This window comes from Pseudoduganella sp. R-32, from assembly GCF_049913245.1.
In the GTDB taxonomy this organism is placed as follows: Bacteria; Pseudomonadota; Gammaproteobacteria; order Burkholderiales; family Burkholderiaceae_D; genus Rugamonas.
The window spans coordinates 6,065,218-6,078,363 of the sequence record NZ_CP183987.1; the positions used below are offsets into that span (position 1 = coordinate 6,065,218).

General features: G+C 65.1%; 8 protein-coding genes. 1 reads left to right on the forward strand and 7 read right to left on the reverse strand.

Going from position 1 to position 13,146, the window contains the following annotated elements; all coding sequences use genetic code 11:
• Positions 1-2: 2 nt before the first annotated feature.
• The 4 genes from ACN9MU_RS27770 to ACN9MU_RS27785 are packed head-to-tail and all read right to left on the reverse strand — an operon-like array spanning position 3 to position 2,435.
• The gene (locus ACN9MU_RS27770) at positions 3-968 is read right to left on the reverse strand and encodes an aspartate carbamoyltransferase catalytic subunit (protein WP_426339673.1); all 966 of its coding nucleotides are present in this window, start codon (positions 966-968) and stop codon (positions 3-5) included.
• Positions 961-1,482, reverse strand: a complete 522-nt coding sequence (pyrR, locus tag ACN9MU_RS27775) for a bifunctional pyr operon transcriptional regulator/uracil phosphoribosyltransferase PyrR (protein ID WP_426164791.1) — start codon at positions 1,480-1,482, stop codon at positions 961-963. Before pyrR ends, ACN9MU_RS27770 begins: the two co-directional genes overlap by 8 nt.
• Entirely contained in the window at positions 1,469-1,807 is a 339-nt protein-coding gene (ruvX, locus tag ACN9MU_RS27780) for a Holliday junction resolvase RuvX (RefSeq protein ID WP_426319244.1), read from the reverse strand. Before ruvX ends, pyrR begins: the two co-directional genes overlap by 14 nt.
• Before the next feature lie 52 nt (positions 1,808-1,859).
• Positions 1,860-2,435, reverse strand: a complete 576-nt coding sequence (locus ACN9MU_RS27785; protein ID WP_426319245.1) for a YqgE/AlgH family protein — start codon at positions 2,433-2,435, stop codon at positions 1,860-1,862.
• A gap of 184 nt (positions 2,436-2,619) precedes the next feature.
• On the opposite strand from ACN9MU_RS27785, the gene ACN9MU_RS27790 reads away from it, so the two are divergent.
• Entirely contained in the window at positions 2,620-3,984 is a 1,365-nt protein-coding gene (locus ACN9MU_RS27790; RefSeq protein WP_426343759.1) for a cryptochrome/photolyase family protein, read from the forward strand.
• Positions 3,985-4,030: 46 nt separating this feature from the next.
• Here the strand turns inward: ACN9MU_RS27790 and ACN9MU_RS27795 are convergent, their stop codons facing one another.
• From ACN9MU_RS27795 to ACN9MU_RS27805, 3 genes are read right to left on the reverse strand one after another with little or no spacing between them, the layout of a single operon-like run.
• On the reverse strand, positions 4,031-10,165 hold the full coding sequence (locus tag ACN9MU_RS27795; protein WP_426343760.1) for an Hpt domain-containing protein: 6,135 nt from the start codon (positions 10,163-10,165) through the stop codon (positions 4,031-4,033).
• A gap of 46 nt (positions 10,166-10,211) precedes the next feature.
• Positions 10,212-12,539 (reverse strand): methyl-accepting chemotaxis protein, encoded by a 2,328-nt coding sequence (locus tag ACN9MU_RS27800; protein WP_426164801.1) that lies wholly within the window; start codon positions 12,537-12,539, stop codon positions 10,212-10,214.
• A gap of 56 nt (positions 12,540-12,595) precedes the next feature.
• Positions 12,596-13,144 (reverse strand): chemotaxis protein CheW, encoded by a 549-nt coding sequence (locus ACN9MU_RS27805; protein WP_426164803.1) that lies wholly within the window; start codon positions 13,142-13,144, stop codon positions 12,596-12,598.
• Positions 13,145-13,146: the final 2 nt, after the last annotated feature.

A 13,146-nucleotide genomic window follows, 5' to 3' on the forward strand; every position in this document is an offset into this window, starting at 1 on the left:
TTTTATGCTTGCGTGCCTGCCAGGATGCTCATTACCGCCATGCGGACTGCGATACCGAAGGTGACCTGCGACAGGATCACCGCTTGCGGGCCGTCGGCCACGGCGGAGTCGATCTCCACGCCGCGGTTCATCGGGCCCGGGTGCATCACGATGGCGTCGGGCCTGGCCAGCGCCAGGCGCTCCGGCGTCAGGCCGTAGGCGCGGAAGTATTCGCCGGCGGACGGCAGCAGCGCCCCGCTCATGCGTTCGTTCTGCAGGCGCAGCATGATGATCACGTCGACGTCCTTCAAGCCTTCATCCATGTTGGTGAAGGTACGCACGCCCAGCTGCTCCAGGCCGCCCGGCAGCAGCGTGTGCGGGCCGATGGCGCGGATTTCCGGCACGCCCAGCGTGGTCAGGGCGTGGATGTCGGAACGGGCCACGCGGCTGTGCAGGATGTCGCCCACGATCGCCACGCGCAGGTTGGTGAAGTCCTTCTTGTAGTGGCGGATGGTGTACATGTCCAGCAGGCCCTGCGTGGGGTGCGCGTGGCGGCCGTCGCCCGCGTTCACCACGTGCACGTGGTTCTGCTTCGTATCCTGCAGGTGCTTGGCGATCAGGTAGGGTGCGCCGGACTGCGAGTGGCGCACCACGAACATGTCGGCGTGCATGGCCGACAGGTTGTCGATGGTGTCCAGCAGAGACTCGCCCTTGCTGGCGGAGGACGCCGCGATGTTCAGGTTGATCACGTCGGCCGACAGGCGCTTGGCCGCGATCTCGAAGGTGGTGCGGGTACGGGTGGAATTCTCGAAGAACAGGTTGAAAACGCTTTTGCCGCGCATCAGCGGGACCTTCTTCACTTCGCGGTCCGACACGGACACGAAAGAGGAGGCGGTATCGAGGATCTGGTTGATGATGGCCTTCGGCAGGCCCTCGGTCGTCAGCAGGTGCTGAAGCTCGCCGTGTTTGTTGAGTTGCGGATTAAGCATGGTTCTGTTCAAGAGTCAGGGAAAACTTTCCGTCGCCGGTTTGCTGCAGGCGCAGCGCCTGGCCCGGCGCGCAGCGCGTGTGCGCCGCCACGAAATCGGCAGCCACCGGCAATTGGCGTTCGCCGCGGTCCACCAGCGAGGCGAGCATGATGCGCGCCGGGCGGCCGTAGTCGAACAATTCGTTGATGGCGGCACGGGTGGTGCGGCCGGTGTAGAGCACGTCGTCCACCAGCACGATGGTGGCGCCGTTGACGTCAAAACCGATGTGGGTCGGTTTCACTTCGGCCGGCAGGCCCTTCTTCGCGTAATCGTCGCGGTAGAAGGACACATCCAGCACGCCCAGGCGCGCCGCCAGGCCCAGGTCCTTGGCCAGGCGCTCGGCGATCCAGGCGCCGCCGGAGTGGATGCCGACGATGGCGGGATCATTGGCGCCGGCGATACCGGCCTTCACCTGCTCGAGCAGGCTGGCGTACAGCGCTTCGGCGTCAAGCTGTTGGGGATCAGTGTGGGACATATTCGTCAAAGTATTGTTGGAGGATGATGGCAGCGGCACGGTCGTCGATGATCTCGCCGCGCTTGGCGGCAATCATCGCGGACGAGTAGCGCTCGTCGACCAGCACCACGGGAAGGTTGAAGCGGCCGTTCAGCTGATTGGCGAACCTGCGGCAGCGCGCCGTCATGTCGTGCTCTGCCCCGTCCGGGTGGAAAGGCAGGCCGACAACCAGCCTGGTCGGCCCCCATTTGTCGATCAGGGCCTTGATCTCGGCGAAGCGAGCATCGTTGACGGTGGATTGAATGACGGCCAGGGGGGTGGCCTGGCCGATCATTGTGTTTCCCATTGCGACACCAACGCGTTTGATGCCGAAGTCGAAGCCTAAAACAGTTTCCGGACTATGCATGACCCGCTTCAGAGTTGAGCATCAGGGGGTCGAAGCCCAGCAGCTTGATGGCGGCCTGGTAGCGGTCCTCGATCGGCACATCGAACACGATGCGCGGGTCGGCGGCCACCGTCAGCCAGCCATTGCGGGCCAGCTCGTCTTCCAGCTGGCCGGGGCTCCAGCCCGCGTAGCCGATCGACACCATCATGCGTTCGGGTCCCTGGCCGCGGGCCACGGCTTCCAGCACGTCGATGGAGGTGGTGAAGGCGACGTCGTTGGTTACCGTCAGCGAAGACGAATAGTGCGCGCCCGGGGTATGCAGCACGAAACCGCGGTCATCCTGCACCGGGCCGCCGAACATGATCGGCTCCGACTCCAGGTGGCGCTCGGCGGCGGACGACACTTCCAGGTCGATCCGGTCGAACAGCACTTCCATGGTCATGTCGGTAGGTTTGTTGATCACGACGCCCAGCACGCCGTTCTCATTGTGTTCGCATACATACACGACCGTGCCGCCAAAGATCGGGTCTTGCATGGATGGCATGGCAATCAGGAAATGATTCGCCAGGTTGAGCGCAGGGGCAGTCATAGGCGCCTTTAGCTCCTTCAGTTCACTAGTTTCCGGTAACAATCCCGGCACAGGCATGCTTCTGGTCAATTTGACTTTTTTCATGATTGCTCTCTATGCAGGACTGTTAAGAGTTCTTTACTGTAATATCCGCGCTGCAACTGCCGGATATACCCACAGTTTACTATGAATTGCTGATCCAGCCATGAAAAACGCCCTTGTCTGGTTGCGCCGGGACCTTCGCCTGTTCGATCATGCCGCCATGCATCACGCTCTGGCCTCTGCAGGGACAGTGTACTTGGCCTTTATTTTCGACCGCGCCATCCTGGATCGGCTCCCCGCTGCCGACCGGCGGGTCGAGTTTATCCACGATACGCTGGCGGCCCTTGCTGCTGAGCTGGAAGCGGCTGGCGGGCACCTGATCGTGCGGCATGACCTTGCCGAAACAGCAATTCCCGCGCTGACTGCCGAGCTCGATGCGGATGCCGTTTTCGCCAACCATGACTATGAGCCGGGCGCCATTGCCCGCGACGCCGCCGTGGCCCGCAGCCTGCGCGCTGCCGGCCGTGAATTGCGCACCTTCAAGGACCAGGTGGTGTTCGAGCGCGACGAAGTGCTGACCCAGGCCGGCCAGCCGTTTTCCGTGTTTACGCCCTACAAGAACGCCTGGCTGCGCAAGCTGGAAGCCGATCCCTCGGTACTGGTGCCGTACACCGTGAAGCCGGGCCGCTTCGCACCGGGCCGCAGCACGCTGCCGGCGCTGGCCGATCTTGGTTTCGAGCGCACCAACCTGCATGAACTGGGCATCGGCGACGGCCCGCAGCTGTTCGACGAGTTCCTGGGCCGGATCGCCGGCTACGGCGTGGCGCGCGATTACCCTGCCATCAAGGGGCCGTCCTACCTGTCAATGCACCTGCGCTTTGGCACCGTGTCGATCCGCCACCTGGTGCGCACCGTGATGACCCTGTCGGCGCGCGGCGCGGCAGGCGAAGGCGGCGCGGTGTGGCTGTCGGAACTGATCTGGCGCGAGTTCTACATGCAGATCCTGTACCACCATCCGCACGTGGTGGATGGCGCCTTCAAGCCGGCCTACGACAGGATCGAATGGGAAACCGGGCCGCAGGCCGACCAACTGTTCGCGGCCTGGCGCAAAGGCCGCACCGGCTATCCACTGGTGGATGCGGCCATGCTGCAGCTAAACCGGACCGGCTATATGCACAACCGCCTGCGCATGGTGACGGCCTCTTTCCTGTGCAAGGATCTGGGGATCGACTGGCGCCGCGGCGAAGCCTACTTCGCGCTGCATCTGAATGATTTCGACCTGGCGGCCAACAACGGCGGCTGGCAATGGGCGTCGTCGTCGGGCTGCGATGCGCAGCCCTACTTCAGGATTTTCAATCCGGTCACGCAGTCGCAGAAGTTCGATCCGGAGGGGAAATTCATCAAGCGCTACCTGCCGCAGCTAGCCGGTTTGCCGGCCAAGGAGATCCACCTGCCGCGCAATCCGGTCGTCGACCACGACCAGGCGCGCCAGCGCACGCTCGAACGCTACGAAGTCGTCAAGAAATAAAAAGGGCAGGCGCTGTGGCCTGCCCTTTGGTCCGCTGCTGCGCGCCTCAAGCCCGTTGAGGCAGCAGGCCGGCGATGGCGCCGAGCAGGATATCTTCCTGGAACGGCTTGCCGAAGTAGGCATTCACGCCCAGTTGCAGCGCGTAGTTGCGGTGCTTGTCCGCCGAACGCGAGGTGATCATGATGATCGGGATCTCCTTGGTGCGTTCGTCGCCGCGCACGTTGCGGGTCAGGTCGAAGCCGTCCATGCGCGGCATTTCGATGTCGACCAGCATCAGTTCCGGCAAGCGGTCCTGCAACTGTTCCAGCGCATCCACGCCGTCTTTTGCCAGCATGACGTGGTAGCCTTCGCGCTCCAGCAGGCGCTGGGTCACCTTGCGCACGGTGAGCGAATCGTCCACCACCATGACGGTGCCATGCGCGCGGGTCGGTTCCACCGGTTCGGCGCTGCCGCCGGCCGGCGCCGGCGCCGGAGTCGCGGCAGTGCGCGGCGCCAGTTCCGGATGCTGCGCCACGTGCAGCTGCAGCGCCACCGGATTCAGGATCAGCACGATCTCGCCCGAACCGAGCACGGTTGCGCCGGCGATGCCGGGCATGCGCGACAGCTGTGGGCCGATGTTCTTGATCACCACCTCGCGGTTGCCGAGGATCTCATCGACGTGCAGCGCGACACGGTCGGTACCGTTACGCAGCATCATCACCGGCGAAGAGCGTTGCAGCAGCGGACGCGCTTCCCCATCGCCCAGCAAGGTTGCCAGGTAGCGCAGCGGCACGTGCTGGCCATGGTGCACCACGGCGCCCTTGGCGGTAGCTTCGGCCAGTGCCCCTTCCTTCAGTTGCAGCACCTGCTCCACCATCAGCGCCGGCACCGCGTGGGTGCGGCCGCCGGCGGAGATCAACACCACCTGGGTCACGGCCAGCGTCAGCGGCAGGCGGATCGTGAAGCGGGTGCCCTTGCCTGGCTCGGTGAAGGTTTCCACGCGGCCGCCCAGGGCTTGCGCCTCGGACAGCACGATGTCCATGCCCACGCCGCGGCCGGCCAGTTCGGTCAGCGTATCGGCAGTGGAGAAGCCCGGCTGGAAGATCAGGTTGGACGCTTCGGCATCGCTGACCACCTGGTCGTCGGCCAGCAGGCCGACGCTGCGCGCCTTGGCGCGGATGCGTTCCAGGTCCAGGCCGGCGCCGTCGTCGCTGAACTCCAGCACCACTTCGTTACCCTGCTGGCTGACCTGCACCAGCAGCTCGCCGGTCTCGCCCTTGCCGTGTTCAACGCGGCGTTCGCGCGGCTCGATGCCGTGCACGATGGCGTTACGCAGCAAGTGTTCGAACGGCGCGGCCATGCGTTCCAGAACGCTGCGGTCCATTTCCACGCCGCCGCCGCGGATGTCCAGGTTGACGCGCTTGTCGGTTTCTTTCGCGCCCTGGCGGGCCACGCGGAACAGACGCTCGGACACGCTGTTGAACGGCACCATGCGCACGCGCATCAGGTCTCGCTGCAGGTCACGCGTCATGCGCGCTTGCTGCGTCAAGTCGCCGGTGGCGCCGTCGATGGAACGGATCAGGCCTTCGTGGAAGGAGGCCACGTCGTTCACCGATTCGGCCATCATGCGGGTCAGTTCCTGCAGGCGGGTGAAGCGGTCGAACTCCAGCGGATCGAATTCGCGCTCGCCGGCAATCGACATGCGCGAAGCGATCTGCGACTCGGCTTGCATTTCGACTTCGCGCAGCTGGCGGCGCAGGCGATTCAAGTTTTCCTGGAAGTCCGATACCGAGGTACGCAGCGAGGTCACTTCGTTTTCCAGGCGCGAACGGGTGATCGACACTTCACCGGCCTGGTTCACCAGGCGGTCGAGGATGTCTGCACGCACACGCACCAGCGGCGAGGCCTTGGCGCCTTCCGCTTCGTCGCCGCCGCGTGCCGCCGTGCCAGGCGCTGCCGCCAGGCGCGCAGCCAGGGCGCTGAGCGAAGGCTGGGCTGCGCCTTGCGCTGCCGGCGCGCGGGCATCGGCGGCCGGTGCTGCGGCTGCCGCTTGCGCGGCGGCCATGGCAGCTGCATAGGCTTCCGGATTTTGCAGTTGTTCGAACAGCAGCAGCGCGTGGTCGTAGTGCGCCATCAGCTCGTCGAACGAGTGCTGGGAGGCGCTACCTGCGTGCACCATGTTTTCAATGTGCGTTTCGATTTCGTGCGCGTGCTGGCCCAGGCGCATCGCGCCGGCCATGCGGGCGCTGCCCTTCACGGTGTGCAGCACGCGCTGCAGGCTGTGGGCGTGGCTGAAATCGGTCGGCTTGGCGTGCCAGGCGCGCAGCGATTCGCCGATCTGCGGCAGCAGGTCGGTGCCTTCTTCCAGGAACACAGGCAGCAGGTCCGGGTCCAGTTCGTCGTGGATGTCGGACGGGCTGGCGCCCAGCAGGTGCGGGGTTTCCGGCAGTTCGACCACCTGCACTTCGCTTGCAGCGGCGTGGTCCAGGTCGACCGCATCTTCTTCGATGGCTTCGCCGGCAGCCAATGCCGTGGCATCGATGGCGTCGACTTCCATCGCGGCTTCGGCAGTGGCAGCATCGGCTTCGGCCAGCAGCGCGGCTTCCTCGATGTCCCCGGTGGCAGGTTCGGGTTCGGCTTCGGCAACGGCCGGCTCGGCAATCTGCTCGATGGCCGGGGCAGCGGCTTCTTCGACGACCGGCGCAGCGGCCTGCTCGACGACTGGTTCGGCAGTTTCCTCGGCGACCGGCACCGGGGTTTCTTCGACCAGCAGCGCATCGATCTGCTCGAGGTCCGGTGCGGCAGCTTCTTCGACCACCGGCGCGGCGATTTCCTCGACCGCCGGTTCAGCGGCTTCGGCGACGATCTCTTTGGCTTCGCCCGGCTCCACCAGGCGCAGCGTTTCTGCGGCAGGCCCGGCCTGCTTCAGTTCAGGCGCATCGAAAGCGTCATCGAAAGCGGCATCGAACAGGTTATCGATGTTGCCGTCCTGCGCGACAACTTCCTGCTTCGACTGCTCTGCGTGTGCCGTTTCTGCCGGCGGTTCGGCGACCAGGCTGTGGTAAGTATCGCTGAACAGGTTGTCGAGGCGCTGTTCCAGCTGCGCGCTGGCTGGCTCGCCGACAATGCTGTCCAGGCGTTCGTCGAGTTCCTGGCCGACTTCCGGCGGATGCGCCAGTTCGTCGCGCAGCTTGTGCAGCGCTTCGATCAATTCCGGCTGTTCCGGCGGCAGCTCGCCGGTGGCAAAGCTTTGCAGCATCTGGCGCACGCGCTCGATCGTGAAATCGAACAGGTCGTGTTGCGCATCGTCCAGGTGCGGCGCTGGCGGTTGCAGTTCCTGCAGCGTGATTTCCAGCGCATAGGACAGCTCACGCAGCGGCTTGAAGCCCACCGTGCCGGAGGTGCCGGTCAGGGTATGCACCGCCTGCAACGCCTCCGGATTCACCGGACGCTGCTCGTGGCGCCATTCGCCGAAATCTTGCGACAGCAGGCGTACCAGTTCGTCGGTTTCCGCCATGTAGATGTTGTACAGCGGCAGCGGGATCGCCAGGCGCCCCACGAACTTCATATTGTCTTCCGCCGGCGGCTCTGGTGGCGTTGGCGCGGTAGCAGTCGGGAATTCGATGACGTTGGTTGGGCGGGCCGTTGCCGCTTCCGTTTCCAGCGCCTCGACGACCAGCGGCTCGTCCAGCGTCAGGGCAGGTTCGGGCTCGGTGACTTCGATCGCGTCCAGGTCAAAGGACAGGTCGGCAGGCAGTGCTTCGATCACTTCCTCGGCCGCTTCCGGCGCGGCTCCCTCAGCCGCCGCCTCGGCGCCGGCAGGCTCCACGACGATTGGCTCGGCCAGTGCCGGGGCCTCGATCGCGTCCACTGCAGCCTCGATCTCGACGCCGGCTGCTTGCGGCGCACTTGGCGCCGCGGCAGGCAGGGTGCCCGCAGCAGGACGCTCGAACACGCCAGTGTCCTGCACGCGCGTGGCAGCGTCGACGATCGGTTTTTCCTGGCGCGCAGAATTGCCCGTGCTGGCCAGTTCATCCACCCATGCCGACATCTCTTCGCTCGCAAATTCGAGCAGGCCGAACAGGTCTTCGGTGGCACGGCGCTCTTCTGCCAGCCACAGGTTCATCACCTTCTCGATCGAATGCGCGCCGTCGCCGAAGCGGTTCAGGCCCACCATGCGGCTGCTGCCCTTCAGCGTGTGGAAGGAACGGCGCAGCATGGTCATCGTGTCCAGGCTGGAAATCTCGCTGTGCGGACGCGCCAGCGTCTCGCGCACGAAGGCCAGCACTTCCTGCGCCTCGCCGATGAAAATTTCCAGCAGCTCCGCTTCCACCGCCTCGTCGCCGGCGGCGCCGGCTTCGGGAACGGGTGCGGTCAGCACCGGCTCAGGGGCCGCTTCCGGCTCCGGCAGCGCCTCCTCCAGCACCGGGATCGACTCCGGGCCGGAGATTTTCTTGAACGGCACGGCACGGAACGTACCGTGTTCCGGATCGAAGGCGAACCGCTCGCGCGCGCCGGATGGATTCTGCGCCAGCATATCGACGAAGAAGCCCAGCGCGCCCACGTTCTGGGCGATCTCGTCGAGCGCCCTGGCTTCGTGCGCCTCATCGAACTGGCCCGATGCCAGGCGGCCGATCTCGATGCGCACGTGCGCCGCGGCGTTCATTGCATCGTCCTGGTCCAGGATGGCGCAGGCGCCGTGCAGCTGGTGCAGCACCTTGTCCAGGTCCGACAGTTCGGCGCGGCGCGCCGGGTCGGTGTAATACTCGTCCAGCATCTTCTCGACCTGGCGCAAGCCGGTCTTCATTTCCAGCGCCAGGGCGACGACGGTATCTTCTTCGTGCAGCTGGCGGGCCAGGCCGCCCTGCCACTGCGCCGGCTCCGGCGCCGCGCCGCCGGCCTGCAAGGCTTGCAGGCGCGCCGCGATGGTGTCGGCGTGGACGTTGAAATCGTCCGGCAGGTGGCGGATCTGGGCGATGCCGTGCTCGGCGAACAGCAGTGCCGTCGCCATTTCCAGCCCCAGCGCCTCGCTGCGGCGCGTGCCCACGGTATTGCGTGCCGACTCCGCCAGCTGGCGCAGCAACGCTGCCAGCGCGCCCAGGCCCAGCATTTCGCTGGCCACGGCCGCCTTGGCCAGGGACTGGCCGAAATCGTTATCGAGTTCCGGATTGTTTTCGTTCTGTTCGATGCGCTGCCAGACCGAACGCGCGTGGGCGATGCCCTCGCGCGCAGCGGCCAGCGAAGCGTCGTCAATGCGGCCGTAGCGGCGCGTCTCGAAATCGTGCGGCACCATGCCGTCCAGCGCATAGCCGGCGCGCAGCTGGCGCGCCAGCGGCGGCAGGGTTTCCGGATCGGCCGAGGCGATGAAGAACAGCGCCTCTTTCAGCACATTGTCCGGCAGTTCGGGCGAACCGGCCGACAGGCGGCGCAGTTGCAGGTTGATCAGGCCGAACAGCTGCTTGACGTAGCGGTTGCTTTCCTGCTGGCCGCTCACCACCAGTTCGGCGAAGGCCTGCATGGCGCGCCAGAACACGCGCGCCTTATGCTCGCCTTGCTGGTCTGCCACGTCGGTAATGGCTGCCTGCAGCGCCGCGGCATGGATCGCCTGGCTGCCGGCGTCGGCCGCCTTCAGGTAGGGCAGCAGCGCGCGCTCGAAGCGCTGGCGCAGGGCCTTGTAATCGGGGGCGCCGCCCGGCGCGCCGGCCGATGGCAGCGCCGCCGGCAGTTCCGGCACATGCGATACGTCGGGGAAGAACAGGTCGGCCGGGTGGACCCGGTCGATGCCCAGCAAATCCTGGATATCGCGGAAGAAGGGGAACAGGCGCACCGGCTGGAACGGGGCGCCGGACAGTAGCTCCTCCAGGAACTCTACCAGCGCCTGGTACATATTGGCCAGCAGCTGCGCATGGTCCGGCGTGCATTTCAGCGTGCCGTCGCGCATGCGGTCCAGCACCACTTCCGCCAATTGCGTCAGCAGCGCGACGCCGTCCACGTCCACCATCTGCAGGGCGCCGTGCGCCTGGTGCAGGTGGGACTTGGCATGCATCAGCGCCGTGGTCTGGTCTTCCGCATCACGGCCGCCGGCTTCGAACAGCGCCGTGCGGGAACGGGCCAGCGCTTCGCGGATTTCACCCATGACCCAGGACAGCGGGCCGGTGTCGTATTGCGGCAAAGCGGTGAACGAAAGATCAGGTTTGCTCATAGATTCTAAAAATTAAGCGGCAACTTGGGCACTAATCAGGCACTCATCAGGCGCCGACGCGGAATCGCGACACGGAGTTCTTCAGCTCCTGCGCCAGCGAGGTCAGTTTGCGAACCGAGCTCGCGGTTTGCTGGGTACCATCCTGGGTTTGCTGCGTTACCTGCAGGATGTGCTGCATATTGTGCGCCACGCCGTTTGCGGACGTCGCCTGCATGCCGGTTGCGTAGGAAATACCCTGAATCAGTTCCGCCAGGCGGTTCGAAACCTGCGAGATGTCCTGCAGTGCGGTACCTGCCGCGTCGGACAGCTTGGCACCTTCGACCACACCCTGCGTGGATTTTTCCATTGCCGCCACCGCGTCGTGGGTGTCGGTCTGAATGGTCTTCACCAGCGCACCGATCTGCTTGGCCGCTTCGGCGGAGCGTTCCGCCAGTCGCTGAACCTCTTCCGCAACCACCGAGAAGCCTCGGCCTGCCTCACCTGCCGATGCCGCCTGGATCGCCGCGTTCAGCGCCAGCACGTTGGTCTGTTCGGTAATGTCGGAAATCAGCTCGGTGATCTCGCCAATCTCCTGCGAGGATTCGCCCAGTCGCTTGATGCGCTTCGAAGTTTCCTGGATCTGCTCGCGGATCTCGTCCATACCCTTGATCGCGTTCTGCACCGCTTCCGCACCCTGGCGCGCCGCATCAACCGACTGGCGCGCAACGTCCGCCGATTCGGCCGCGCTGCGCGACACGTCGGTAATTTCGTTGGCCATCTTCACAACGGTGTTGGATGCGTCCTGGATCTCCTTCGACTGCGCTGCCGATGCTGCCAGCAGGTCGTTGGAAATACCCTGTGCGTGGGTCGATGCCGAGGTAACCTGTTCCGCGGTGATCGTCACACGGCCTACCAGGCCGCGCAGCTCTTCCACGGTGTAGTTAACCGAGTCGGCAATCGCGCCGGTAATGTCTTCCGACACGGTTGCCTGCACGGTCAAGTCACCGTCCGCCACTTCCTGCAGTTCGTTCATCAGGCGCAAAATTGCGGCCTGGTTCTGCTCGTTAATGGCCTTGGTTTCTTCTTCCTGCTGCTGCGCTTTCAGGCGCATCGCTTCCGCTTCCTGGCGGCGGCGCTCGGAAGCGCGGCCACGGTTCTGCGAATCGAGCAGCAGCACGCGGCCGATCGCCGCAGCGGAGACCAGGGTCACCGTCAGGCCAACCACCATCAGCCAGAACGAGATACCCAGCGAGTCCTGCTGCTCACGCAGCTTGGTCTGCAGGTTGGCGAAGTTGGCACGAACGTCTTCGTTCTCGTTGAACAGCAGTCGTTCCGCGCTCTTCGCAGCGGAGAATTTTTCCAGACGGTCCAGAATGAACTTGACCAGCTTGTCGTAGTCTTCGAAGCCTTTCTTCAGCGCCTGCAGGTTTTCGCGGGTCTCGCCATCCTTCACGGCCGGCAGGCCGAGCTGGTCGCTGCCGCCCAGGAAACCGTCCACGGTCTGGCGGAACACGGTCGCGTCGCGGCCCAGCTGGAACGCGGTCTCGGACGAGGAAACGCCGCCCTCGGTCAGGAAGTTCGAAGCGCTACGGCTCATGCGCTGGGTCAGCATGCCCAGCTTGCCCAGTGCCGCCAGTTCCTTGGCGCTGCCGCCCTGCTTCAGGCGCGCCGATGCGACTTCCTCGGTCAGCGACAGCAGGTCAGGCGACATGGCGTTGAGCTTTTGCAGGGTCTCGTCCAGACCGGCCAAGTCCCATTTGTATTTGGCGATGGTGGCGGCAGCCTTGTCGGAAGCGGTCCACTTCTTGCGGGCATCGTTCAGGGTCGGCAATACCGCGCCCGGGGCCGACAACACCGAGTGGCCGGCATAGCGGCCGCCGTCGGCCAGCGCCAGCAGCGCGCGATTCAGTTCGCTGCGGCTGTCCTCCAGCTGCTTGATCGCCTGCTGGTTGCCCTTAATCGCGTTTGGCGCCGCCTTGCCGATACGCTGCGAGTGCATCAGCACGTCGGAAGCGATCTGGGTACGGGTCGACGTCACGCCGCTGTTGTACGCGTTCCACGCCACGAAGACCACCGACAGCAGCAGCGATACGCCCAGCGTGGTGGACAGCAGGCTCAGCTGGCGCGCGCTGGGCAGGTGGCCGATCAGCGGCAGCTTGACGTTGGCCGCAGCCTCGCCCACCGAGCTGGTACGCAGGCGCTGCAGCAAGCCGCGCGCGCCTTCCGCCGCTTCCGGGGTAACGCTTTCGGTCGCTGCCGGTTGTTCAGCAGTGTCAACGGCCGCCTCTGGCGACGCGCCTTCGTACTGAGAATTGTTAAAGTTGGCAAACTCCGAATTGGAACCCAGCTCGGCGCTGGCCTCCGGTGCGGAGCGCGACAAAAATTTAAATGCCATTACTACGTCCCCCGATAGCTTTCAATATGTTGCGCCTGCCCGATGGCAGCGCGAGATTACAGGCCGATTTGCAGGAACCGCGCATCGTGCACCAGTTCGCCCAGGTCCAGCCTGGTCCACTGCTGCCCTTCACGGTCTTGGAATTGCTGGCCACCCCAGGCAGCTTGCCCACTGTCCGCCGGTGCTTGTTCCACCATTTCGTCCAGGTTGCGCAAGCCAAGCACGCGCCCGGCCAGGATTGCTACATTAAAGTTGAGGTGGGTGGCAAACGTCACCAGGCGGCTGTCCGGGCCTGCCTGCGTGCCAGCCTCGCCCATATAGCGCGCCAGGTCGACCACACCGACCAGGTTGCCGCGGATATTGGACAGGCCGCGATACCAGTCCTGCGACAGCGGTACCGCCGTCACAGCCTGGAACGGCACGATTTCGCCGACCTGGGTCAGGTCCAGCAGGCAGCGGCGGCCGCCCAGCAGCACGCCCAGTTCGCGGCCGGCATTGCCCGTGCCGGCCTTGGCGGCCTGCATGCGCTCCAGCAGCGTCACTTGGTACTGCCGCAGGCGGCTGCGGCGTTCAGCGCCGGTCGGCGCCTGCTGTTCGGTCGTCATCG